General features: G+C 63.3%; 18 protein-coding genes and 1 pseudogene. 10 read left to right on the forward strand and 9 right to left on the reverse strand.

Going from position 1 to position 25379, the window contains the following annotated elements:
* On the forward strand, window positions 1-3195 hold a 3195-nt coding region (locus tag C1D09_RS29355; RefSeq protein WP_167514800.1), incomplete at its 5' end, for a PAS domain S-box protein.
* Window positions 3196-3442: 247 nt separating this feature from the next.
* Here C1D09_RS29355 and C1D09_RS29360 read toward each other — a convergent pair.
* Window positions 3443-5401 carry an acetoacetate--CoA ligase gene (locus C1D09_RS29360; protein ID WP_143977478.1) on the reverse strand — a complete coding sequence of 653 codons (1959 nt, stop codon included), beginning with the start codon at window positions 5399-5401 and terminating at the stop codon, window positions 3443-3445.
* Between the two features lie 197 nt (window positions 5402-5598).
* Here C1D09_RS29360 and C1D09_RS29365 point away from each other — a divergent pair, with 197 nt between their 5' ends.
* Window positions 5599-7452, forward strand: coding sequence for an AsmA family protein (locus C1D09_RS29365; protein WP_143977479.1), 1854 nt, complete (start codon window positions 5599-5601; stop codon window positions 7450-7452).
* An 83-nt stretch (window positions 7453-7535) separates the two neighbouring features.
* On the opposite strand, the gene C1D09_RS29370 is transcribed toward C1D09_RS29365, so the two are convergent.
* The 6 genes from C1D09_RS29370 to C1D09_RS29395 all read right to left on the reverse strand — a co-directional run bounded on the left by C1D09_RS29370 (window position 7536) and on the right by C1D09_RS29395 (window position 14510).
* Window positions 7536-8354 carry an ABC transporter permease gene (locus C1D09_RS29370; RefSeq protein WP_143977480.1) on the reverse strand — a complete coding sequence of 273 codons (819 nt, stop codon included), beginning with the start codon at window positions 8352-8354 and terminating at the stop codon, window positions 7536-7538.
* Entirely contained in the window at window positions 8351-9319 is a 969-nt protein-coding gene (locus C1D09_RS29375) for an ABC transporter permease subunit (protein WP_143977481.1), read from the reverse strand. Before C1D09_RS29375 ends, C1D09_RS29370 begins: the two co-directional genes overlap by 4 nt.
* 9 nt (window positions 9320-9328) lie before the next feature.
* Window positions 9329-10468 (reverse strand): ABC transporter ATP-binding protein, encoded by a 1140-nt coding sequence (locus C1D09_RS29380; RefSeq protein ID WP_143977482.1) that lies wholly within the window; start codon window positions 10466-10468, stop codon window positions 9329-9331.
* A 79-nt stretch (window positions 10469-10547) separates the two neighbouring features.
* Window positions 10548-11645: a polyamine ABC transporter substrate-binding protein gene (locus C1D09_RS29385; protein ID WP_143977483.1), complete on the reverse strand. Its 1098-nt coding sequence runs from the start codon at window positions 11643-11645 to the stop codon at window positions 10548-10550.
* Between the two features lie 326 nt (window positions 11646-11971).
* Window positions 11972-12925: a DMT family transporter gene (locus C1D09_RS29390; protein ID WP_143977484.1), complete on the reverse strand. Its 954-nt coding sequence runs from the start codon at window positions 12923-12925 to the stop codon at window positions 11972-11974.
* 136 nt (window positions 12926-13061) lie between these two features.
* A complete protein-coding gene (locus C1D09_RS29395) occupies window positions 13062-14510 on the reverse strand; it encodes a helix-turn-helix domain-containing protein (RefSeq protein ID WP_143977485.1) in 1449 nt (482 codons plus the stop codon).
* A gap of 238 nt (window positions 14511-14748) precedes the next feature.
* Between C1D09_RS29395 and aceA the strand changes: the two genes are divergently transcribed.
* The 3 genes from aceA (at window position 14749) to C1D09_RS29410 (ending at window position 17022) form a co-directional block, all read left to right on the forward strand.
* Window positions 14749-16038 (forward strand): isocitrate lyase, encoded by a 1290-nt coding sequence (aceA, locus tag C1D09_RS29400; protein ID WP_143977486.1) that lies wholly within the window; start codon window positions 14749-14751, stop codon window positions 16036-16038.
* Between the two features lie 56 nt (window positions 16039-16094).
* A complete protein-coding gene (locus tag C1D09_RS29405; protein ID WP_006202762.1) occupies window positions 16095-16337 on the forward strand; it encodes an SMc00767 family acetate metabolism repressor in 243 nt (80 codons plus the stop codon).
* A 241-nt stretch (window positions 16338-16578) separates the two neighbouring features.
* A complete protein-coding gene (locus C1D09_RS29410; protein WP_143977487.1) occupies window positions 16579-17022 on the forward strand; it encodes a response regulator in 444 nt (147 codons plus the stop codon).
* An 80-nt stretch (window positions 17023-17102) separates the two neighbouring features.
* On the opposite strand, the gene C1D09_RS29415 is transcribed toward C1D09_RS29410, so the two are convergent.
* Window positions 17103-17819, reverse strand: a complete 717-nt coding sequence (locus tag C1D09_RS29415) for an HAD family hydrolase (RefSeq protein ID WP_143977488.1) — start codon at window positions 17817-17819, stop codon at window positions 17103-17105.
* Between the two features lie 143 nt (window positions 17820-17962).
* Here C1D09_RS29415 and C1D09_RS29420 point away from each other — a divergent pair, with 143 nt between their 5' ends.
* The 3 genes and pseudogenes from C1D09_RS29420 to C1D09_RS29430 all read left to right on the forward strand — a co-directional run bounded on the left by C1D09_RS29420 (window position 17963) and on the right by C1D09_RS29430 (window position 22024).
* The gene (locus tag C1D09_RS29420) at window positions 17963-19399 is read left to right on the forward strand and encodes a glutamine synthetase family protein (RefSeq protein WP_167514801.1); all 1437 of its coding nucleotides are present in this window, start codon (window positions 17963-17965) and stop codon (window positions 19397-19399) included.
* A 109-nt stretch (window positions 19400-19508) separates the two neighbouring features.
* Window positions 19509-20793: pseudogene (locus C1D09_RS34290) on the forward strand (NAD(P)/FAD-dependent oxidoreductase).
* 358 nt (window positions 20794-21151) lie between these two features.
* Complete coding sequence (locus C1D09_RS29430) at window positions 21152-22024, forward strand: SH3 domain-containing protein (protein ID WP_167514802.1); 873 nt, start codon at window positions 21152-21154, stop codon at window positions 22022-22024.
* 101 nt (window positions 22025-22125) lie between these two features.
* Here C1D09_RS29430 and C1D09_RS29435 read toward each other — a convergent pair whose 3' ends face one another.
* Entirely contained in the window at window positions 22126-22872 is a 747-nt protein-coding gene (locus tag C1D09_RS29435) for an SDR family oxidoreductase (RefSeq protein WP_143977506.1), read from the reverse strand.
* Window positions 22873-23181: 309 nt separating this feature from the next.
* Here C1D09_RS29435 and zwf point away from each other — a divergent pair, with 309 nt between their 5' ends.
* Window positions 23182-24651, forward strand: coding sequence for a glucose-6-phosphate dehydrogenase (gene zwf, locus C1D09_RS29440; RefSeq protein WP_143977491.1), 1470 nt, complete (start codon window positions 23182-23184; stop codon window positions 24649-24651).
* Window positions 24633-25349, forward strand: coding sequence for a 6-phosphogluconolactonase (gene pgl, locus C1D09_RS29445; RefSeq protein ID WP_143977492.1), 717 nt, complete (start codon window positions 24633-24635; stop codon window positions 25347-25349). Before zwf ends, pgl begins: the two co-directional genes overlap by 19 nt.
* The last annotated feature ends 30 nt before the right edge of the window (window positions 25350-25379 follow it).

The raw sequence follows: 25379 nt of genomic DNA on the forward strand, positions 1-25379 counted from the left end.
ATCCAGCCCGAGCCCGCGCCTTCCAAGCCGGTGGCTGAAGATATGCCGGAACGGGCCACGCAAGAGATTTCGGAGCCGACCAGGCCGACACCGGTTGCCGCCGATAACGATCAGCCGGCAGCGGGCGGCACGCCGGCACAGCACGATCATTGGTACTTCAATGTCGGCGAGGATGACGCGCGACCCGCGCCTGCCGCGCCGGAAGCGAAAAATGCGGTCCAAGCGACCGGCACCGAGGCTTCGGTGGACAACGCGAAGGAGAGCAATCCCGCCTCCCCGGCAGCCCAGACGCCCCAAGCTCGGACAATAGACCGGGCGGCGGCGCCCCTGCGCTTCGTCTGGCGCACCGACGCCGAAGGCAAGTTCAGCGCGTTGTCGCCGGAATTCGCCGACATTGTCGGCAAGCCGGCAGCCGAGGTGATCGGCCGGCGCTTCAGGGATGTCGCGGCGGCCTTCGGCCTTGACGCGTCCGGCGAGATCGCCGGCCTGCTGGAGCGGCGCGATACCTGGTCCGGCCGCTCCGTGCTGTGGCCTGTCGTCGGCACCGACCTGAAGGTCCCCGTTGATCTAGCGGCTCTGCCTGTCTATGGCCGCAGCCGGGCCTTCGAAGGTTTTCGCGGCTTCGGCGTCGCCCGGACCGGCGATGCGATCGTCGACCCGGAAGCGATCGGCATGGCCCTGGTGCCCAATGGCGAGGGGCCGGCGACGCCGGAAGCCGTCGAACCTTCCGCTGAAGACCCGAAGGGGGAAGAGGTGAAGGCCGAGGAGCCGAGCGCGGCGGATCCATTCAAGGGCGAGGTGCCGGCGCTAACCATCGTGCCGAAACAAGAGCGGCGCTTTGCCGACAAGGTCATCCGCCTGGCCGAGCACCGGCAGCCGGCCAACGACAAAGGGCTGTCAACACTGGAACGCAGCGCCTTCCGTGAGATCGGCGAGCGGCTGAAGAAGGACAGTGCACCCACCGAGCCGCCGGAAGCCGACAAACCCGGCATCGAAGGCACGATGAACCCGGAGCCCAGCACACCGGCTGAGCCAGCGGCTGTAACATCAGTCGAGACCCCGGCCGCCAAGACGGAAACTCCGATCGAGGCCGTCTCCGATGTTGCATCGACGTCTGAAGCCGTCTCGGATCAAGAGCCGGCTGAGACCGGCGAAACCCCGGTGGCGGAGTCGGAGAAGGACGCGGTGCTGGCCGAGCCATCCGAGACCGACGCCGAGGACGAGGCGGATCTCGCACGGCTTGACGGCGCTCATCCCGACGACGTGGTTCGCCAGCAGGATAGTGGCACGCCGGCCGGCCCGAGAGGTTCGCTGCTGAGCTATGCCGACCGCAATGTCGAGGCGAACCCCGTCCCGGACAATGACGAGCCCACGGCCTCTGAACCGGCGGCCACGGAATCGAAGCGTGCCGAGCCCGCCGCAATCGACGATGAACCGGCAGTTGCGGACGCCGGACATGTCGGGACCGACGATGATGACAGCATGACGTCGGCCGATTTTCGCGATGCCGAGGACAGTGAGGACTGGGGCGACGGCGCGGAAACCCCTGAAGCTGACGAGCAGCGCGCGACATTTGGCGCTGCGGCCGCAAGCGCAAGCGGTGGCGTCGAGAGCCCGGCCGAACGGCCACGCCTGAAAGTGCCGCCGCTCAAGACCGAAGGGATCGTGCCGTCGGCCTTTTCCGTCGGCGACGAAAGCAAGGCTCCAGACACCTCGCTGCTCGGCAAGCTGCCGGTGCCGCTGCTCATCCATTCGGGCGATCAGTTGCACTATGCCAATGAGGAATTCCTCGACCTGACCGGTTATGACACGCTTGAGGATCTCGAGGACGCCGGCGGCCTTGGTGCGCTGTTCGCCGATCCTTATGCCGATGACGGCGCCTCCGACGGCAGCGACCGGGCACTGCGGCTGAAAACGCGCGATGGCCAGGAATTCCCGATCGACGCCATCCTGCGCTCCGTTCCCTGGCGCGACGGCAAGGCGCTGATGCTGGTCGTGCGTCGGTCCGGCGACGATGACGCGCCCGCGGCCCTGCACCTGGTCGGCGAGGAGCCGACACAACCCGACATTTCCGAGCTCAAGGCCCGCATCGCCGAGATGCGCACCATCATCGACACCGCTACCGACGGCGTCGTGCTGATCGGCAGCGACGGCACCATCCGCTCGATCAGCCGCCCGGCCGAAGCGCTGTTCGGTTTCGACAGCGACGAGGTGACCGGCAAGCCTTTCGCCTCGCTGTTTGCCATCGAAAGCCAGCGTGCGGCGCGCGACTATCTCACCGGGCTTTCCGAACCCGGGGTGGCGAGCGTCATGAATGACGGCCGCGAGGTGATCGGACGCGAGGCGCAAGGGCGGTTCATCCCGCTGTTCATGACCATCGGTCGACTGCCCAATGACAGCGGCTTCTGCGCTGTCGTGCGCGACATAACCCAGTGGAAGCGAGCCGAGGAAGATCTCACCCAGGCGCGCGCGGTGGCCGAACGGGCGTCCTCGCAGAAGACCGATTTTCTTGCCCGTATCAGCCACGAGATCCGCACGCCGCTCAATGCCATCATCGGCTTTTCCGAATTGATGGTCGACGAGAAGTTCGGGCCGGTCGCCAACGACCGCTACCGCGACTATCTGCGCGACATCAATCGCTCGGGCAACCATGTGCTCGACCTTGTCAACGACCTGCTCGACATCTCGAAGATCGAGGCCGGCCAGCAGGAAATGGCCTATGAGGCGGTCTCGCTGAACGACACGCTGGCCGAGACCGTGGCGATGATGCAGCCACAGGCAAACCGCGAACGCGTCATCATCCGCTCCAGCTTCGCCTCGCGGCTGCCGGAGGTGGTGGCCGACCTGCGCAGCGTGCGCCAGATCGCGCTCAACATCCTGTCCAACGCCATTCGCTACACCCAGGCCGGCGGCCAGGTGATCGTCTCGACCGCCTATGAGACTTCAGGCGACGTTGTCATGCGGGTGCGCGACACCGGCATCGGAATGAGCCAGGCCGAGATCGAACAGGCGCTCAAGCCGTTCAAGCAGATCAATGCGCTGAAGCGCGGCCGCGGCGACGGCACCGGCCTTGGCCTGCCGTTGACCAAGGCGATGGTGGAAGCAAACCGCGCCCGCTTCACCATCAATTCGACGCCTGGCGAAGGCACGCTGGTCGAGGTCGCGTTTCCTTCGACCCGGGTGCTGGCGGAATAGCAAGTCCAAAAGAAAAGGCGCCCTGGAGGACGCCTTAAGAGATGGGATTGCTGTCACAACGGGGGCTTGAGCGAATTCAGATCCTCCGGGGGCTGAGGAACGGGATTTCTCCCTCAAGTTACATGCGACTATCGGGGCCGGGCCTTAACAACTCCTTACCGGCTCGCCGAAAGATTTACGAATGTGTACCACTCGTGAAATCTAGGTAAATTCCTGCGACATGGTTCGTTAACCATGCCGGTCGGGATCATTCGGCCAGCTGCGGCAGGTTCCTGAACAGCTCCAGCGCTTCCGGGTTGGCGAGCGCTTCCTTGTTCTTGATGGGGCGGCCATGCACGACGTCGCGCACGGCGAGTTCGGTGATCTTGCCCGACTTGGTGCGCGGGATGTCGGTGACGGCGACGATCCTGGCCGGCACGTGACGCGGGCTCGCCCCGCTGCGGATCTTGGCGCGGATGCGTTTTTCCAGGTCCTCGTCGAGTTCGACGCCCGCGGTCAGTCGCACAAACAGCACGACACGTACGTCATTGTCGAAATCCTGGCCGATGCACAGCGCTTCCAGGATCTCCGGCATCTGTTCGACCTGATTGTAGATCTCCGCGGTGCCGATGCGCACCCCGCCCGGATTGAGCGTGGCATCCGAGCGGCCATGGATGATCATGCCGCCGTGATCGGTCCACTCTGCGAAATCGCCATGGCACCAGACATTGTCGAAGCGTTCGAAATAGGCCGCCTGGTATTTCTTGCCGTCAGGGTCGTTCCAGAAGCCGATCGGCATCGACGGAAACGCCTTGGTGCAGACCAGTTCGCCCTTTTCCTGCCGGATCGGCCTGCCGTTGTCGTCCCAGACATCGACCGCAAGGCCGAGGCCGGGGCCCTGGATCTCGCCGGTCCACACCGGCTGGGTTGGCACGCCCAGCACGAAGCAGGAGACGATGTCGGTGCCCCCGGAAACCGAGGCGAGATGCACATCCTTCTTGATGCCTTCGTAGACGAAGCGGAAATCCTCGGGGGACAGGGGTGAACCGGTGGAGGAGATCGCCCGCACAGTCGACAGGTCATGGCTGCGGCTCGGCTTGAGGCCGGCCTTGCGCACGGAATCGATGAACTTGGCCGAGGTGCCGAAGAAGGTCATCTTCTCGGCATCGGCGAAGTCGAACAGCACGTTGCCGTCGGGATAGAAGGGCGAACCGTCATAGAGCAGCAGCGTCGCCCCGGAAGCCAGGCCGGACACCAGCCAGTTCCACATCATCCAGCCGCAGGTGGTGAAGTAGAAGAAGCGGTCGCCGTCGACGAGGCCGGCATGCAACCGGTGTTCCTTGACATGCTGGATCAGCGTCCCGCCGGCCGAGTGGACTATGCATTTGGGGATGCCGGTGGTTCCTGATGAAAACAGGATGTAGAGCGGATGCGAAAACGGCAGGCGCACGAAGCTGACAGGCTTGACGGCGAAGGGCGACAGCGCCTCTTCGAGCGCGGCCGCCTTGTCGACGGTTGCCGCCACATCGGCCGAGGTACCGAGATAGTCGACAAGCAACACCTTGCGGACACTGCCGAGCTTGGCCGCGACCGCCGCGACCTTGTCGGCGACCTCGATCGCCTTGCCATTGTACCAATAACCGTCGGGCGCGATAAAGATTATAGGCTCGATCTGGCCGAACCGGTCGAGCACGCCCTGCTCGCCGAAATCGGGCGAGCAGGACGACCAGACGGCGCCGATCGAGCTTGCCGCCAGCATCGCTGCGATCGCCTCGGGCATATTCGGCATCATGGCGGCGATGCGGTCGCCGGCCTTGACGCCGAGCGACAGGAAGAGCTGCTGCAGCCGCGACGTCAGCGCATGGAGTTCGTTCCAGGACAGCCGCCGCTCGACCTTGTCCTCGCCGCGAAAGACGATCACCTCGCCCGCGCCGGTCTTCTTCAACAGGTTCTCGGCGAAATTCAGCGTCGCGTCGGGAAAGAAGGAGGCGCCCGGCATCTTGTCGCCGTCGGCCAGCAGGCGCTCGCCCTTGTCGCCGACAATGCCGGAAAAGTCCCAGACCAGGCTCCAGAAGGCTTCGCGGTCGTCGATCGACCAACGGTGAAGGTCGGCATAGGAGGCGAATGTGGCGCCGGCTTTCGCCTCCGCGAGCTTCTGGAAAGCTGTCAATGGCGAAGCGTCGATCCGGTCTTGCGTCGGGGTCCAGAGCGGTACTTCGGCAGCCATGATCGATCCTCCCACGGTCGTCATCGCTTATGCATATTGCAGCGCAGCAGAGCAAGATTTTGTTGGGCCGAAGCGCTCAGGTGTGCGCAAATGCCATCGCCGGGCCATAAAGACTTGAAATGCCTCAGTCCTAAGTCGTAGTGACGACTGGGGTTTTATGTCAGGCGATTAATCGGAACGGAAGCATATAGGGCGAGATGCCATCATCCTTGATCCGCCGCGGAGTATGGGCGATCGGCGCTGCCGTGATCGTCATCGCTCTGGTGGTCGCAGCCCTGCCGCTGATCGCCTCGACGCGCATCGTGCGCGATCGCATCGCCTGGGAGATGAGCGCCTGGAGCGGCTTCCGGGTCGCCATCGAAGGCTCGCCGCGTATCGAGGTCTGGCCGAAATTCCGGGCGATCCTGACCGATGTCACGCTTTCGAAATGGACGGACACCGACGCGCCGCCGGTCGTCGAAGCCGAACGCGTCGAAATCGACCTATCGGCCATGGCGGCGTTGCAGGGCGACGTGGTGTTTTCGACGGCTCGGCTGGTGCGCCCGACGATCCGGGTGCAGCGCACGGCGGACGGCCTGTTCCTGCCCACCGCGCCGACCGGCGGGCGTATCGCGCGCTCCATCGATACGGCACGCGGCGTGGTCAGTGCCGATCCAGCCAAGCCCGACCTCGACAAGCTGCCGAGGGATGCCTTCGGCACGGTTGAATTCAGGGACGGCCGCATGGTGGCTTCCGTCAACGGTAAGGACGTGGAGATCCTGAGCAGCCTCAGCGGTCAGGCGACCTGGGCGGCGATGAACAGCAATGCGACGCTGTCGGCAACCGGAATCTGGCGCGGCGAAAGCGTCGCCCTCGATGCTGCCTCACAGAAGCCACTGGTGCTGTTTGCCGGCGGTGTGGCGCCGCTCACCCTGTCCTTCAAGGCAGCACCCGCGACCTTCTCCTTCGACGGCACGGCCAGCATGTCCGACAACGCCTATTTCGACGGCCAGGTGAAGTTCGCGGCACCCTCATTGCGCCGTGTGCTGGAATGGTCGCAGGCCGGTATCGCGCCAAGTGCCGCGATCGGCTCGGTCAGCATTTCGAGCAAGGTCGCGGCGTCGGGCGGACGCGTCAAGTTCGAGAACACCGCGCTGACACTGGACAACAATCCGGGCATGGGCGCGCTCGACCTGTCGCTTGGCGACGCCCAACCCGTGATCTCCGGCACGCTCGCCTTCGACACGCTCGACCTCAGATCGTTCCTGTCCGCCTTCACCCCGCTGGGACCGGCGAGCGGGTCCGGCCCAGGTGACGTTGAGGCAAGTTTCGCCGACCGGGTCAATCTCGATCTGCGGCTGTCGGCGGCGCATGCCACGGCCGGAGCGATCCAGCTTGCCGATGTCGCCGCCACCGCCCAGGTCAAGGACGGTCTTTCCGTCTTCGATATCTCCGACGCCTCGGCCTTTGGCGGCACTATCCAGACCAGCCTCCGATTCGACCGCAAGCCCGAGGGCACGCAGGTCGAGATCCGGCTGCTTGCGTCCGATGTCGATGGCGGCGCGTTCGGCACGGCGGCGGGCATGACCCGACTGGTGCCGGTCGGAACGGGCACCGTTTCGGTCATCCTCAAGGGACCGGGCAGGACCTGGGATTCGATCTTTGAGAACGCCGACGGCTCGGTCTCGGCGACCTTCGGGCCCGGCGCGCTCAGCAAGTTCAACCTGCCGGCCTTTCTCAAGCATACCGAACAGGGCGGCTTCTTCGCGCTCGACGATGTCTCGGACGGCACGCTGCCGATCGACGGCGCCGAAGTGAAGGCTACCATTTCGCGAGGTGTGGCGAGGCTAGACAAGGCCGAGGCCAATTCGGCGAAATACAAGATCTGGCTTTCCGGCATCGCCTCCTATGCGGGGCGCGGACTGGCACTGTCCGGCGGCGTTATCCAGCCGGACCAGGCGGCGGCGCAGAAGACCGGCCAGCAAGGCCCTAACCAGTCGTCCTTCTTCGTCGGCGGAACCTGGAGCACGCCGTTCATTTCGCCGATAAGCCGTGGCGTTTCCGGCGAATAGAAGCGCGCTTACTTTTCGTTGAGCATCAAAGCGGCTTCACATGATCTTGCCCGAAAACTGGCTTCCACTTTTCGGGATCATGCTCAGCCGCGTTGCGCCGCCTGTTCGTCGAGCTGGCGCTGCACCTCACGACGCTTGTTGGCGATCGAAGCGATGATGACGCCGACCGCGACGACGGCGATCAGGATGGTGCAGGCGGCATTGATCTCCGGCGTCACGCCGAGGCGGACCTGGCTGTAGATCTTCATCGGCAGCGTCGTGGCGCCCGGTCCCGAGGTGAAGCTGGCGATGACCAGATCGTCGAGCGACAGTGTGAAGGCCAGCATCCAGCCGGACACGATCGCCGGCAGGATCACCGGCAGCGTGATCTGGAAGAAGGTCTTGGCCGGCGTTGCGCCGAGATCCATCGCCGCCTCCTCCAGCGACCGGTCGAAGGAGACCAGGCGCGACTGCACGACGACCGCCACGAAGCACATAGTCAGCGTGATGTGGGCGAGCGTCACCGTGAAGAAACCTCGGTCGAGACCGACGGCAACGAAGAGCAGCAGCAGCGACAGGCCGGTGATGACTTCCGGCATGACGAGCGGTGCGAAGACCATGCCGGAAAACAGCACCCTGCCCCGGAACCGCGTGTAGCGCGTCAGGGTGAGCGCCGCCAGCGTGCCGAGCACGGTCGCCACGGTGGCCGAGATGACGCCGACACGCGCCGTGACCCAGGTGGCGTCCATCAGGCCCTGATTGTGGAACAGCGACACATACCATTTGGTAGAGAAGCCGCCCCAGACGGTAACGAGCTTGGATTCGTTGAAGGAGAAGACGATGAGCAGCACGATCGGCAGGTACAGGAAGGCGAAGCCCAGCACGATCGAGGTGACGTTGAAGCGGCTCCAGGAGGCGTTCATTTGCCCTGCTCCTGTGCCTTGGCCTGCGCCTGCTGGAAGAGCATGATCGGCACGGTGAGCAGCAGAAGCAGGATGACGGCAACGGCCGACGAGACCGGCCAGTCACGGTTGGCGAAGAACTCGTTCCACAGCGTCTTGCCGATCATCAGCGTGGACGAGCCGCCGAGCAGGTCGGGAATGACGAACTCGCCGACGGCCGGGATGAACACCAGCAGACAGCCGGCTATGACGCCCGGCAGCGACAGCGGGAAAGTGATCTTCCAGAAAGCCGCGGTCGGCGGGCAGCCCAGATCCTTGGCCGCCTCGATCAGCGAGTAATCCATCTTTTCCAGTGACGAATAGAGTGGCAGCACCATGAAGGGCAGGTAGGAATAGACGATGCCGATGAAGATCGCCGTATAGGTGTTGAGGATGACCAGCGGCTGGTTGATGATATGCAGCGACAAGAGCAGCTGGTTGAGCAGGCCCTCGGGCTTCAGAATGCCGATCCAGGCATAGACGCGGATCAGGAACGACGTCCAGAACGGCAGGATGACCAGCATCAGCAAGGTCGGCCGGATGGTGGCCGGCGCGCGCGCCATGCCGTAGGCGATGGGATAGCCCACGAGCAGCGTCAGCACCGTCGAAATGGCGGCGATGATCAGGCTGGTGATGTAGGCCTTGAAATAGAGCGCGTCCTGCGTCAGCCAGATGTAATTGTCGAAGTTGAGGTCGCGGAACCTGGCGAAGAAGCCGGAGACGCCGTTGCTGAAGTCGAGCACCGGCGTGTAGGGCGGCATGGCGATCGCCGTCTGCGACAGTGAAATCTTGAAGACGATGACGAACGGGATGAGGAAGAAGAACAGCAGCCAGAGGTAGGGGACGATGATGACGAGCCGGTTGACGAAGCCGGCACCCAGCCGCGTCAGGAACGGTTTGGCGGCGGCCGACGGCGCGGCGGCATCGGCGACGGCGATGTTGGACATATCAGCCCCCTACCTTGCCAGCACGACGCCGGCATCGGGCCGGAAGGATACCCAGGCGCGGTCGTTCCAGGTCAGCGGATCCTCGGTCACGCGCGCCGCGTTCAAGGCGCTTGCCCGCACGATCTGCCCGTCGTCCAATTTGATGTGGTAGACTGTCATGTCACCGAGATAGGCGACATCGTAGACTTCGCCCTCCAGCGCGTTGACGGCATCGGCCGGCTTCTTCGACGAAACCTTGATCTTCTCCGGCCTGATGGCGAAGACGATATCGGCGCCCTTGCTGGTATCGGCGGCATTGTCGACAACGATCTGCGCCCCGGTCGCCCCGGTGATGCGGGTGGTGTTGGCCGAGCGCTCGGCGACCTTGCCCTCGAACATGTTCACATTGCCGACGAAGTGGGCGACGAAGCGCGAGGCCGGGGCTTCGTAGACTTCCGCCGGCGTCGCCACCTGCATGACTTCGCCTTTGTCCATGATGGCGATGCGATCGGCCATGGTCATCGCTTCTTCCTGGTCGTGGGTGACGACCACGAAGGTGAGACCGAGCTCCTGTTGCAAATCCATCAGTTCGAACTGGGTTTCCTCGCGCAGCTTCTTGTCGAGCGCGCCGAGCGGCTCGTCGAGCAGCAGCACTTTCGGCCGCTTGGCGACCGAGCGGGCGAGAGCGACGCGCTGGCGCTGGCCACCGGAGAGCTGGTGCGGCTTGCGCTTGGCGAACTGCTCCAGCTTGACCAGCTTCAGCATCTCGGCGACGCGCTTTTCGATATCGGGCTTTGGCATGCCTTCCTGCTTGAGTCCGAAGGCGATGTTGTTCTCCACCGTCATATGCGGGAACAACGCATAGGACTGGAACATCATGTTGACCGGCCGGCGATAGGGCGGAATGCCGCGCAGATCCTGGCCGTCGAGCAGGATGCGGCCGGCCGTCGGTTCCTCGAAACCGGCAAGCATCCGCAGCAGCGTCGACTTTCCGCAACCCGAGGCGCCGAGCAAGGCGAAGAACTCGCGCTCGAAAATGGTCAGCGACAGATTGTTGACGGCGGTGAAATCACCGAATTTCTTGGTGACGTTGTCGAACTGGATATATGGCTTGGCGTTCGGGTCGTTCCATGGCGCGAAATCCCTGCGGATGCTGCCAAGCGATTTCATATCCCCACTCCGTCCTGTTTCTTGCTTTTTTGCCCCAAAGAACGCGACCCCGGCTATCCGCCGAGGTCGCTTCAAATGCTTATTGACCGGTGACGATCTTGGTCCAGGTGCGCGTGATGACACGCTGGGTCTTCGGATCGTAAGGGGAGACCGTGTAGAGCTTCTGCAAGGTGGCGTCGTCGGGATAGACGGCCGGGTCGCTCAGCAGTGCCTTGTCGACGAACTGCTGCGAGGCCTTGTTGCCGTTGGCGTAGAGCACGGCATTCGACGATTTGGCGATCACTTCCGGCGTCATCATGTAGTTGAGGAATTCATGCGCTTCGGCGACATGCGGCGCATCGGCCGGGATCGCCATCTGGTCGAACCACATCTGGGCGCCTTCCTTGGGCACGGAATAGCCAACCTCGACGCCCTGCTTGGCGTCATGGGCGCGGTTGCGGGCCTGGAAGACGTCACCCGACCAGCCGACAGCCAGACAGATGTCGCCATTGGCGAGCGCATTGATGTACTCCGACGAGTGGAATTTCCGGATGAAGGGGCGAACCTTCATCAGGGCTTCCTCGGCCTTGGCGATGTCGTCGGGCGAGGTGCTGTTCGGGTCGAGGCCGACATATTTCAGCGCGGCCGGAATGATATCGGCCGGAGAATCCAGCACGTAGACACCGCAATCCTTCAGCTTGGCGAGACTTTCGGGGTTGAAGAACACATCCCAGCTGTCGATCTTGTCGGTGCCGAGCGCTGCCTGCACCTTCTTGATGTTGTAGCCGATGCCGACCGTGCCCCACATGTAGTTGATCGAATATTCGTTGCCGGGGTCGTACTTGGCGGTTCTTTGAGAAACCGTGTCCCACATGTTGGAGAGGTTCGGCAGTTTCGACTTGTCGAGCTTCTGGAACACGCCGGCCTGGATCTGGCGGGCAAGGAAATTGCCGCTCGGCACGACGACATCATAGCCGCTGCCGCCGGCGAGCAGCTTGGTTTCGAGGATCTCGTTGGAATCGAACGTGTCGTAGACGACCTTGATGCCGGTCTTCTTGGTGAAGTCGTCGATGATCGTCGGGTCGATATAATCGGACCAGTTGAAGACGTTGACGACGCGGTCCTCGGCGTGCCCGGCAGGCGTGAACAATGTCAGAAATACCGAGGTCGCCGAAAGCCAGAGCGCTTTGCGGATCATGCTATTCTCCTTTGGTGAGTGTTCCATCGCCGGCTCGTCGCGACAGGGGCGCGGCCGGGCATTTGTTTCAGACTATTGAGCTTTCCAGGGGACAACAAGCGCCGACTGGCGCGCCGGTCGCTGCCGCGCAATGGTCCGGGGCTGGAAGGAATCACGGCGCCGTCAGAAGCTTTCGCCGCCGCGCGGACAGGAATACAGAAATATGGTCCGGTCTCGATCTGACCGGCGGGGAGACTTGGCAAGATACGCCTGTCTTGTTGTTGCCGTGAACCCAGCCTGCCCGGGCGGCAGCAACATTGTCAATGGCAAAGGTTCAGCGCCCCGCATCAATTCGGCGACGGCACTCCGGTGACCCCTGCCCGCCGCGGCCGTGCCTGGCGCTTGAACTCGAGCCCGATATGGACGAGCAGCGCCGTGACCACCACCGCGCCGCCGATGATGGTGCGCCCGGACGGCACCTCGGAATGGATGAGCCAGACCCATATCGGCCCAAGGATCGGCTCGAAGGTGCCGAGCAGTGCCGCGATGGCTGCCGGGATCAACCGCGCGCCGGTGGCGAAGAACGCAAGACCAATGCCCAGATTGACCACGCCGAAGGCGAAGAGGAAGCCCATGTCGGCGGCCGAGACCGCGAAGGTCGACGCCTGCGAGGCGGCAAAGCCTGCGGCCAGAAGCGTGCCGAGACAGGTCGCCGGCGTCATCCGCACGCTGGCGAACCGCCTCGTGATGACGGTCGCGATCGAGAACATCAGGGCGATCAGCAGCGCCAGCCCGTCGCCTATGGGCGAGACGGCGCCATCAAGCGATTCAGACACCATGATGGCAACGCCGGCAATGACGGCCGCAATCGCCACCCAAGTCACGGCACTGACACGTTCACGAAACAATGCCCAGGCCAACAGCGCAGCCAGAAGCGGCACGCCGGCTTGCATCAAGAGGATGTTGGCGACGGTGGTGTAGGCGAGCGCCACGACGAAGGCGGTCGACGCGATGGCGAAACAGAACCCGACCGCAAGGCCAGGCAAGCCCATGTCGCGAAACGACCTCAGCATGCCGCGCCAGCCGTCACGCCAGGCCATAAAAGAGAGCAGGAAGGCGGCGGCCCAGACGGAGCGCCAGAAAATAACCGTCCAGCTGTCGCCGACGGTGATGAAGCGGGCGATGGTGCCGCCGAAACTCCACATCAGCGCCGACAGGAAGACCAGAAGCATGCCGACACGCTCCTCGCGCGGCGAGGAAGTCGATGCAACAAGGCCCGGCGATGATGCTGCGTCTGTCATGGGCGCGACTGTCGAGCTTTTGTGGACGGGACGATGCGCAAGGGACGACAAAAAACTGCTCTGTTCGCGTAACGCAAAGACTCGGGCCGCGGGTGATCCAGACACCGGCGACGATTGTGGCACCTTTGCTCTCGCATTACTGGAAATCGAAGGCGCTCAGGCCCGTCGCCATCTCGTCGAGGCCGAGCGGACGCGTCACCGGCGGTTCGGCGCGTGCCAGGCAGCCGATACGCTCGCAAAGCCTGCAGGCGGGTCCGACCGGCGTCGCCGCGACGGCGCCTTGTCCAGCCCTTGCACCGACCGCGGCGCCGGGCAGCGCCGCGCCATAGACGATGTCGTCGCGAAAGCCGATGTCGCAACCGAGCAGCAGCGCGGTGCGGCGCGGGCGCTCCGCGAACGCGCCCTGCGGCCCTTCCAGCGTGCGGGCGATGCACAGGAACTCGGCGCCGTCAGGCATTTCCACTGCTTCGACGAAAATCTGGCCCGGCTGGGTGAAGGCGGCATGGACGGGCAGCTTTGGGCAACCGCCGCCGAAACGGCTGTGCGGAAAGCCCTGGCTGCCGGCCCTGCGAAAGCGGTTTCCCGCATTGTCGACCTCCAGCATGAAGAACGGCACGCCGAGCGCGCCCTGCCGCTGCAGCATGGTCAGCCGATTCGCCGCCTGCTCGAAGGAGACGCCGAAGCGCGACCGCAGGACGTCGATGTCGTAGCGGGCGCGGACGGCGGCGGCATGAAAGGCCTGATAGGGCATCATCAACGCATGCGCGGCATAGCGGCCGAGCTCGAAACGGGCGAGGCGGCGGGCCTCGTCCGTGGTCAGCTTGAGCGCCTGGATCTCGCCGGCGACCGCGACCGTCATGCGGATCAGGCAGGCCTCCATCGCGACCTCGCGCAGCTGGTCGAACGGCGACAGACGCTCGGACAGGAACAGGCGCTGCGAATGGCGATCATAGCGGCGGCGCCAGTTCGGCATGGTGGCGACAGGCAGCACCTTGACCACGACGCCGTATTCGCGCTTCAGCCATGCCTTCAACGCACCGAACAGGTCGTCGCCGGGACCGAGCACCGCGGTGAACGCCTCGGCCTCTTCCTCAAGTGCAGCAAAATGGTTTGACCGCCGCTCGAAAGTCTCATGCACCTCGTCGATCGGCAGGCGAGCGCCGGACAGCGCGGTCGCCCTCCCCTCGCGCGCCAGGAGTTCGTTCAGGTCTGACAGCCGATCGGCCTGCTCGCGATAGGCGCGAAACAGTTTTATCACCGCCGCGGACGCATTGGGCGCCGCCTCGGCAAGTTCGATCAACTCCTGGTCCCCCGGCAATTCGCCGACCAGCAGCGGATCGGTGAACACCTCCTTCAAGGCCGCGACCGAGCCCCTCGCCTCGCCCTGCAGCTCATGCGGGTCGACCCTGTAGACGGAGGCCAGCTTGAGGATCAGTTGCACCGTAAGCGGCCGCTGGTTGCGCTCGATCAGGTTGAGGTAGGACGGCGAGATGCCGAGCCCCTCGGCCATCGCCGTCTGGGTCAGGCCCTTGGCGTTGCGGATGCGGCGGATGCGCGGCCCGGCGAAAATCTTCTGCTCAGCCATCGACTGCTCTTGACAGGAATTTACATGACATTCGCGGCAACCCCATTGCCGGAGATTTTTACAATTATGACACTTTTACAGCAGCCGCCTGTCAAACACAACACAGGTTTTCCCTAATTTTTGGCCACATGGCCTGATTTTTCTGGCTGATTTCGCGCCGCAATGTAAATTCAGTCACATCCCGATGTGCCACAAGATTGGCGCACGGGCAAAGTCAAGCAATCCTTCGGAGTGAATCATGACTGATTTTTACAATCTCGTTCCCTCGGCGCCGGAAGGTCGCTTCGACGGTATCGAACGTCCCTATTCGCCAGAGGATGTGAAGCGGCTGCGCGGCTCGGTGCAGATCCGCCAGAGTCTCGCCGAAATGGGTGCCAACCGGCTGTGGAAGCTCATTCACGAGGAGGATTTCGTCAACGCGCTCGGCGCCATGTCCGGCAACCAGGCGATGCAGCAGGTGCGCGCCGGACTGAAGGCGATCTATTTGTCGGGCTGGCAGGTCGCCGCCGACGCCAACACCGCCTCGGCGATGTACCCCGACCAGTCGCTTTATCCGGCCAATGCGGCGCCGGAGCTGGTCAAGCGCATCAACAGGACGCTGCAGCGCGCCGACCAGATCGAGACCTCCGAGGGCAATGGGCTTTCGGTCGAGACCTGGTTCGCCCCAATCGTTGCCGATGCCGAAGCCGGGTTCGGCGGGCCGCTCAACGCCTTCGAGATCATGAAGGCGTTCATCGAAGCGGGCGCCGCAGGCGTTCACTACGAGGATCAGCTGGCGTCGGAAAAGAAGTGCGGTCATCTCGGCGGCAAGGTGCTGATCCCGACCGCCGCGCACATCCGCAACCTCAACGCCGCGCGCCTGGCAGCGGATGTGATGGGCACGCCGACCCTGGTCGTTGCACGCACCGACGCCGAAGCCGCGAAGCTTCTGACATCCGACATCGACGAGCGCGACCAGCCCTTCGTCGACTACGATGCCGGCCGCACGGTGGAAGGCTTCTACCAGGTCAGGAATGGCATCGAGCCCTGCATCGCGCGGGCCGTCGCCTATGCGCCTCACGCGGACCTGATCTGGTGCGAGACCTCGAAGCCGGACCTCGCACAGGCCAAAAAGTTCGCCGAGGGCGTGCGCAAGCACCATCCGGACAAGCTGCTCGCCTACAATTGCTCGCCCTCGTTCAACTGGAAGAAGAATCTCGACGACGCCACGATCGCCAAATTCCAGAGGGAACTCGGCGCCATGGGCTACAAGTTCCAGTTCATCACGCTCGCCGGCTTCCACCAGCTCAACTACGGCATGTTCGAACTGGCGCGTGGCTACAAGGAACGGCAGATGGCGGCCTATTCCGAATTGCAGGAGGCCGAATTCGCGGCGGAAGCCAATGGCTACACCGCGACCAAGCACCAGCGCGAGGTCGGCACCGGCTATTTCGACGCCGTGTCGATGGCGATCACCGGCGGCAAGTCGTCGACCACCGCCATGCATGAATCGACCGAGCACGCACAGTTCAGGCCGGCCGCCGAATAGCGGATCACAAACACCGAGGAAACACCCAACAGGGTTTCGGACACAGGAGAAGACCAATGGCATCGATAAGCCGCGTCAAGGAACGGGCAGAAGAACAATCGACCACGATGAGCGTCGACCAGCAGGCGACGATCCGCATGCTGGCCAACGATCTGCACAGGCTGAACCAGTCGGTGATGAAGGCTGTCGAGGCCGGCGTCTCGGTGGAGTTGGTGCGCTCGGCGCGACACCATGGCGGCGACGGCAATTGGGGCGACCTGCTGATTCCGGTGATCGTCACACAGCAGAGCCACGGCTGACCGGAAATCGTTGCAACCTGCCCTTCACCTGCGCAGTGTATGCGCAGGTGAATTTTATTTTTATGCAACCGATCCATGGACAGGGCAGTACAGTACTGTTGCTTGACTCCACTTTCGCAGGAGGCGTTTTCGGAAGCCTTTTATTTCAACTTGACATGGCGTGCGATCTCACGCCAATTGTCGGCCAGATTCAACTCTGCATTGAAATAGGGGCGAGCTTCTTGGCCGACTTGGGTGCCCAGTGAGTAACGAGGGCGAGACCGCAAAATATCCGAATCCGGTGACCCAGGATTCAAGCACAGCGACGATACGCAGTCCCTCACAAGTGCTTGTTGTCGGAAAATCACCGATCAATCGTGTGGTGGTGTCGAAGATCGTCGAGCGATCCGGGCTCAAGCCAATCTCGGAATCGCCCGATATGGCGGCGAAGACCTTGCGAACGCTGGTGCCAGGCGTGATCGTGCTGGATGGCGGCGCGGACAACAAGGACTGCGACACGCTGATGTCCGGCATCGAAACGTTGCGACGGGCTTCGGGAAAATCGTTTCCTCCCGTGATCCTGCTTTCAACCAAGACCGGTACGCCAGAGAGCCTGGGCCTGTCGAACGCGATTGACGTCGTGGTCGCCAAGCCGATCACCCCCGAACGGCTGCAACCGGTGATCGATCGCCTGATTGCCCGCTAAGCGCGTCACCCGACGCTTCAGGCCGTTCTTCCATGCATGGCGTTCTCCGACGTCACTTTTGGGCGACATGCAAAGCGCGATCAACTCCCTCTGGCGATGCCTTGCACCAGTTCGGGCAGTTGCCCGAGATCGGATATCTGGCGAAACCGCGGCTCGCCGAGTGGCGCCTCGACATGCTCGAGCACCCAGGTGAGTTCGTGCGGTACATGAACGCCCCAGCCGCCGGCCTCGATGGCCGGCACCACGTCCGACTTCAGCGAATTGCCGACCATCATGCTCTTTGCGGGGCCGTCGCCGTGGCGGCTGAAAAGGCGGGAATAGGTCGCGGCATTCTTGTCGCTGACGATCTCGACCGCGTCGAACAGGTCGCCGAGGCCAGACCCGGCCAGCTTGCGCTCCTGGTCGAAAAGGTCGCCCTTGGTGATCAGCACGAGGCGGTACGCGCCGGCGAGCTTTTCCACCGTCTCGCGCACATGCGGCAAGATCTCGATCGGGTGGCTCAGCATCTCGCGGCCGGCCTCGAGGATCTCCGCAATGACCGAAGCCGGCACGCGCCCGTCGGTGACCTCGATCGCCGTTTCGATCATCGACAGGGTGAACCCCTTGATGCCGAAGCCATAGACGACAAGGTTGCGCCGCTCGGCCTCGATCAAACGCGCCGAAATCTGTTTCTCCTCGCCATGATCGGCAAGCATGGCGGCGAAACGCTTCTCCGTCATGCGGAAGAACTGCTCGTTCTGCCAAAGCGTGTCGTCGGCGTCGAAGCCGATGGTCGTCAGTTCACTGTTGTTTCGCATCGATGTCTTCCGGGTGGCGAGCCGCACGAACCTAAGCCAGACGACGCGATTTTCAACCGGGACTAGGAATGCCGGCAGCACCTCCCCTTCCCTTACACTGTGGGGCACGGCTATACTCCGAAATCCGCAACCCAATCTGGTGAATGATGCCGCCTGCAAAAAAGGAAGTCCGTCCGTCGAGCCGCGGAGGACGAACGCGTACGCCTGCCTTCGTGAAAAACCTTCGTGGTGTGAAGAACTGGAAGGACGTCAGCGAGTGGCTGGAATGGCGCGGCATCGAGGATATTGAATGCATCACGCCTGATCAGGCGGGCGTGGCCCGCGGCAAGATGATGCCGTCGAAGAAATTCACCTCCAACACATCGCTGGCGCTGCCTTCGGCCGTTTTCATGACGACGATTTCGGGCGGCTATCCCGAAGACGGCAACGGCTTCCACTATCCCGAGGACGACGGCGACCTCAAGCTGATGCCGGACCTGTCGACGCTGACAGTGGTACCCTGGGAAGAAGACCCGACGGCCGCTGTCATCTGCGACCTCGTCCACCAGGATGGCCGCTCGGTCGAATTCACGCCGCGCAACGTGCTGAAGCGAGTGCTTGCCGCCTATGACAAGCTCGGGCTGAGGCCGGTGGTGGCGCCCGAGATCGAGTTCTACCTGGTGCGCAAGAACCCGGACCCGGACTATCCGCTCACCCCGCCCGTCGGTCGCTCGGGCCGTGCGATCGGCGGCGGCGCCGGCTATTCGATCGCCGGCGTCAACGAGTTCGACGAACTGATCGACGACATCTACCACTTCTCCGAAAGCCAAGGCCTGGAAATCGACACGCTCATCCATGAAGAGGGCGCCGGCCAGCTCGAGATCAATCTGCGCCACGGCGATCCGATCGAGCTCGCCGACCAGGTGTTCATGTTCAAGCGCACCATCCGTGAAGCCGCGCTCAAACACGAAATCTACGCCACCTTCATGGCCAAGCCGATCCAGGGCCAGCCGGGTTCGGCCATGCATATCCACCAGTCGATCATCGACAAGAAGACCGGCAAGAATATTTTTTCGGCCGAGGACGGCTCGGAGACCGAGGCGTTCTTCCATTTCATCGGCGGCATGCAGAAACACGTGCCGAACGCGCTGGTGATGTTCGCGCCCTATGTCAATTCCTACCGGCGACTGACGCAGGCGGCCTCGGCTCCGGTCAACAACAAATGGGGCTATGACAACCGCACCACGGCGTTCCGTGTGCCGCGTTCGGATCCGGCGGCGCGGCGTGTCGAGAACCGCATCCCGTCCTCCGATGCCAATCCCTACCTGGCGCTGGCGGCGTCGCTTGCCTGCGGGCTGATCGGCATCACCAGGAAGATCAAGGCCGAGCCGCCGGTGTTGACGACCGCCAATGCGGACGAGATCGATCTGCCGCGCAGCCTGCTCGAAGCTGTCGACCTGTTCGAGGGCGACGAGGAACTCTGCGCGCTGCTGGGCAAATCCTTCGCCGCCACCTATGCGGCGATCAAGCGGGCGGAATTCGAGACCTTCATGGAAGTGATCAGCCCGTGGGAGCGGGAGTATCTTCTGCTCAACGTATGAGCGGCGACGCTTGAATGGTGGATAGCGAATGGTGAGTAGCTTCATACTGGATGGATGAGCGCGGACGGTTGCGGCCTCTCACACCCATTCACTATTCTTTGGCGTTCCCATGTCTTACCAATCCCCCATTTCTCCAGGCCGCTCCTGGTATGAGGACACGGCCGGGCCTCGGCCTGAGTATCCAGCGCTCGACGGCGACCGAAAATGCGATGTCGTTGTTGTCGGTGGCGGGTTCACCGGCCTGTCCGCGGCGGTTCACCTGGCGAAGGCTGGAGCAGACGTGGTGCTCATCGAATCGTATCGCTTCGGTGATGGCGCCTCCGGGCGCAATGGCGGCCAGCTCGGCACCGGCCAGCGCGCCTGGGCAGAAGATCTGGAGGCCGAATACGGCCTGTCCCGCGCCAAGGCGCTGTTCGATCTCGCGGAAGAGGCGAAGGCGCATCTCATCGAATTCGCAGCCGCCAACCAGATCGATATCGACTACATGCCAGGCCAGCTCTCGGTGGCGCACAAAGCGCGCTATGTCGACGACTACAAGGCGCATGCCGAGATCATGGCCCACCGTTTCTCCTATCCCTACATCTCCTTCATGGATGCGAAGGAGACGGCGGAGCGGCTCGGCTCGACCGCCTATTTCGGCGGCACGCGCGACACCGGCACCGGGCATATCCATCCGATGAAGCTGGTGAACGGCACGGCGCGGGTGGCTGCGCAGGCCGGCGCGCAACTGTTCGAAGGGACGCCATCGACGGGCATCGTTTCCGCTGGCGGCAAGGTCAGGGTTTCCACGCCAAGAGGTACCGTGACTGCGCAGAAATGCCTGATCGCGGTCAACGCCTATGGCGGCACGCTCGAACCGGTGAGTGCCGCGCATCATGCCGATCGGTTCCTTCATCGGTGCGACAGTGCCTTTGGGGGCCGATTCGAAAGTGCTGCCCGGGGGCGAGTCCGTCGATGATTCGCGCTTCGTGGTACGCTATTTCCGCAAATCGCGGGACGGCCGGTTGCTGTTCGGCGGACGCGAGGTCTACGGCGTCAACGACCCGAAGGATATCCACATCCACATTCGCCGGCAGATCGTAGAGCTCTATCCGGCGCTGAAAGATATCGAGATCACCCATGGCTGGGGCGGCTATGTCGGCATCACCGTGCCGAGGAAACCGTTCGTGCGCGAAGTGATGCCGAATGTGATCTCGGCCGGCGGCTACTCCGGCCATGGGGTCATGCTGTCGAACTTCTTCGGCAAACTCTATGCCGAGACCATTGCTGGCAACCGCGACCGGCTGAAGCTGATCGAGGATCTGAAAATTCCGCCATTTCCCGGCGGCCGCCGTTTCCGCACGCCGCTGCTTTTCCTGGCGCTCAATTGGTTCGCGCTGCGCGACCGGATCTAGGGGCATGTTGGCCAAAAGTGCCCCGGTTAGCGGAAACCAGAGAGGGCTGAAGTGAATCGCATGGACCCGTTTCGACACGACGCGCCCCGTGCTGGAATCCAATCGCCATCACGATCTGATGTAATATTGTAATATTCATTGCCCTTGCGACACATTGCGGAAATGGCGGCAAAGGCGCAGAATCCTTTATGATGGCGTACTGATGCCACAATCGGGGGCGAAAGGTTCGCGCTTCTGGGCGACTATTCGGGGGTTGCTGCGGGCTTGCCCGTGTTGATTTTTGGGACCGATGCCGATCAGACGCCGGACTTCCGGCAATGATCGAAAGAACATCGGCCCGCTTATGGAGGTGGCAAGAGTGAGAGAGCCCTTCAGTTTCGGTGTTCCGGAACGTCGGCGCTTTGCCATGCAGTTTGGATACGACATGCGGCCATCCTTCTGGCAGGAAGTCCGTTCGAACTCGCATCTGGTGATTGCCGCGGTGGGTACCGCCGCGCTGCTCGGCGTGGCAGCGGTGGCGCTCTGGCTGGCATTGCCGACCAGCGAGCGGCAAGCAGCCGCCAGCCAGGAACAGAGCATTCCGGCCATTCCGGTGAAAACGACCAAGGTCGTCCCGGCCGGAACCACGGTGGCCGCGGCGACCGTGGCGCAGCCGGCCCGCAAGTCCGACCAGGTCTCGCCGAAGACGGCGGCGGCAAAAGCGAACATACAAGTGCTGGCGGCCAATGATCCCCGCTGGACTGGAGCGCAGCCGAAGGCCGCTTCGGCGGCACCCGATCAGGCGGCTGCCCCCGCCCAGGCGGCCAATCAGGCTAAGCCGACGCCAGACAAGCCGGCTCTCGCGGCGGCATTCGCGCCATCGGCGACCGATACCGATGCCGCCAGCGAACTTGCCAAGGTTGCCGCGCCGGAACCAGCGGCAAACAGCAATCCGGATGGAGCCAAGACCGCCGCGATCCCTGAGGTGCAGCCACAAGCGCCCGAACAGCCGACGGCGAGTGATGATGGCGGCAAGGCCAAGGCCAAGCCACGCAAGGTGGCCGCGGCCGGCAACGGGCGCATCCTGAGGCCGGTGACCATGCGCAGCGGCCCGAAGAAGAACGCAGCCGCGATCGGCACTGTTCCGGCAAGAACCGCGGTGCAGGTGATGAACTGCAAGCAATGGTGCCAGATCGTCTACAATGGCAAGACCGGCTGGGTCTACAAGAGCTACATCAAGACAGGCGGCTGATGTACCGGCGCATTTGCGGCTGAGGCCGCACCCGCCGCCGCGCGTTCAAACTCGAAGTCGCAGGCTCGGTCGAACCGACCTGCGCCACAATGACGATGGCTTCAGATGCAGCGGCCGCCATCGACCTCCAGCGCCACGCCGGTGATGAAGGCGGCCTCGTCCGAGGCCAGCCAGAGTGCGGCATTGGCGATATCGAGGGGGGTCGAAAGCCGGCCGAGCGGGATCGAGGCGCGGAAAGCCTCGCGAATCTGAGGCGTGTCTGCGCCCATGAATTTCTCCAGCATGCCGGTTTCGCCGGCGACCGGACAGAGGCAATTGACGCGAATGTTCTTAGGCGCGAGTTCCACCGCCATCGATTTGGTGGCGGTTATCGCCCAACCTTTCGAGGCATTGTACCAGGTGAGGCCGGGCCGTGGCCTGAGGCCGGCGGTGGAGGCCGTGGTCAGGATGACGCCGCCACCTTGCCGCTCCATGATCGGCACCACGGCAAGGGCCGCGTGATAGATCGCCTTGATGTTGACAGCGGTGATCAGGTCGAAGGTTTCCTCGTCGACCTTCAGCATGTCGCCGTTGCGGTGGGTGTAACCGGCATTGTTGACCATGATGTCGATGCGGCCGAAGGCGCTTTTGGCGGCATAGACCATCTCGTCGAATTCGGAGCGCAGCGAGACATCGGTCTGCGTCCAGATCGCTGCCTTGCCGATCTCGCCGGCGACGCGCTCCGCCCCCTTGGCGTTGAGATCGGCGACAACGACCCTGGCGCCTTCCTGCGCGAAGCGCTTGGCCATGCCTTCTCCGAAGCCGGATGCCGCGCCGGTGATGACGGCAACCTTGTTTTCCAGACGCATGCTTTTCCCGCTCATCGATATCTTCCTGGGACCGATAAGGCGGCTGACCCGCGCGGCCGATGCCGCGACAGACAAGGCGCCATTTCTCCCTTAGCTTTCGTCACATTCACGTTCTATGCTGCAACCGCGAAAGCCTCCGGAGTCTTCGTTCACCGACAAGCCTCCGGCAAGCGAAAGTGTCAAGCGCACATGTGGACCCAATCAATGTCCAGCGATTGGTCCTCGATGTGACACCATGGCACTGGAAAATTTAAATCGATTAGAATATATCAGCCGCGTACTCGCGACCGGTGTCAAAGCGGACAGACCATGACCAGCCAGATCATCCCCGTCGACCCTTTCGACTTCATCATTTTCGGCGGCACCGGCGACCTGTCGGAACGCAAGCTTCTGCCGTCGCTCTATTATCGCCAGCGCGACCATCAATTCTCCGAGCCGACACGCATCATCGGCACATCGCGCTCGAAAATGAGCGACGAGGAATTCCGGGCCTTCGCCAGCCAGGCGATCTCCGACCATGTCAAGCCGGCCGATATCGACGCCAAGGAGTTGAAGACCTTCCTGGCGCGGCTTTCCTATGTCTCCGCCGATGCCACAAATGGCGCCGGCTTTGACAAGCTCAAGAAGGCGATCGGCGAGAGCGAGAGCATCCGCGCCTTCTATCTGGCCGTTGCGCCGGCGCTGTTCGGCGATATTTCGCACAAGCTCAAAGAGCACAAGCTGATCACGCCGAATTCGCGCATCGTGCTGGAGAAGCCGATCGGCCGCGACCTTGCCTCGGCGCAGGCGCTCAACGATCTGGTCGGCGACGACTTCCATGAAAGCCAGATCTTCCGCATCGACCATTATCTCGGCAAGGAGACGGTGCAGAACCTGATGGCGCTGCGCTTTGCCAATGCGCTTTACGAGCCGCTGTGGAATTCCGCGCATATCGACCACGTACAGATCACCGTGGCCGAGACCGTCGGCCTGGAAGACCGCGTCACCTACTATGACAAGGCCGGTGCGCTGCGCGACATGGTGCAGAATCACATGCTGCAGCTGCTCTGCCTCGTCGCCATGGAGGCGCCGTCGTCGATGGACGCCGACGCCGTGCGTGACGAGAAGCTCAAGGTGCTGCGGGCGCTGAAGCGCATCAACGGCAACGAGGCACCGAAGCACACGGTGCGCGGCCAGTACCGCGCCGGTGCATCGGCCGGCGGGCCGGTCAAAGGCTATGTCGAGGAACTCGGCAAGGACAGCAACACCGAAACCTTCGTCGCCATCAAGGCCGAGATCGGCACATGGCGCTGGGCTGGCGTTCCGTTCTACCTCAGGACCGGCAAGCGGCTGGCGACCCGGGTTTCGGAAATCGTCATCGAGTTCAAGCCGATCCCGCATTCGATCTTCGGCGACAGCGCCGGGCCGATCTTCGCCAACCAGCTGGTCATCCGCCTGCAGCCGGACGAAGGCGTCAAGCAGTTCATCATGATCAAGGATCCAGGCCCGGGCGGCATGCGGCTGCGCCAGATCTCGCTCGACATGAGCTTCGCGCAGTCCTTCGACGGCCGCGCGCCCGATGCCTATGAAAGGCTGATCATGGACGTCATCCGCGGCAACCAGACGCTGTTCATGCGCCGCGACGAGGTCGAGGCGGCGTGGAAATGGATCGACCCGATCCAGAATGCGTGGGAAGGCGCCAAGCAGGAGGCACAGGGCTATACCGCAGGTACGTGGGGGCCGTCGGCCTCGATAGCGCTGATCGAACGTGACGGGCGGACATGGCACGAGAGCAATTGAACGGCGCCAACTACAACTGGAACGCCTTCCCCGGCCGGCCGCAACTGGCAGCGGCGCTGGCCGGCCGCGTCGCCGATCGGCTGACCAGGGCGATTGCCGAGCGCGGTGTGGCCGTGCTGGCCGTCTCCGGCGGCACGACGCCGGCAAAATTCTTCGCCGCCCTCTCGGCGATGCCGATCGCCTGGGAGAACGTGATCGTGACGCTGGTCGACGAACGTTTCGTGCCGGCCTCCTCGCCGCGCTCCAACGCCGGGCTGGTGGCCGCCAATCTCTTGCAGAACGCCGCCAAGGCGGCGCGCTTCGTGCCGCTCTACCATGAGGCATCGGGCATCGAGGATGCAGCGGCATCCGACGATGCGGCACTGCGCTCCCTGCCCTGGCCGCTTGATGTCGTGGTGCTTGGCATGGGGCCTGACGGCCACACCGCTTCGTTCTTTCCCGATGCCGACGATCTGGCCAAATTGCTCGATCCGGCCTCGGACAGGATCATCCTGCCGGTTCACGCAGCCAGTGCGGGCGAGCCGCGGCTGACGCTGACGCTGGCGCGTATCGTCGATGCCGGCTTCATCGCGCTGCACATAGAGGGCGAGGACAAGCGCACCGCCTTCGACGGCGCGGTCGCGCCCGGGCCGCGAAAGCCGATCCGTGCCGTGCTCGACGCCGCACCCAGACCCGTAGAGGTTTTCTGGGCGCCCTGATTTTACGCTTAGTGGTCCCGGCAAACGGCG

Origin of the sequence: Mesorhizobium intechi, assembly GCF_002879535.1 — a bacterium.
In the GTDB taxonomy this organism is placed as follows: Bacteria; Pseudomonadota; Alphaproteobacteria; order Rhizobiales; family Rhizobiaceae; genus Mesorhizobium; species Mesorhizobium intechi.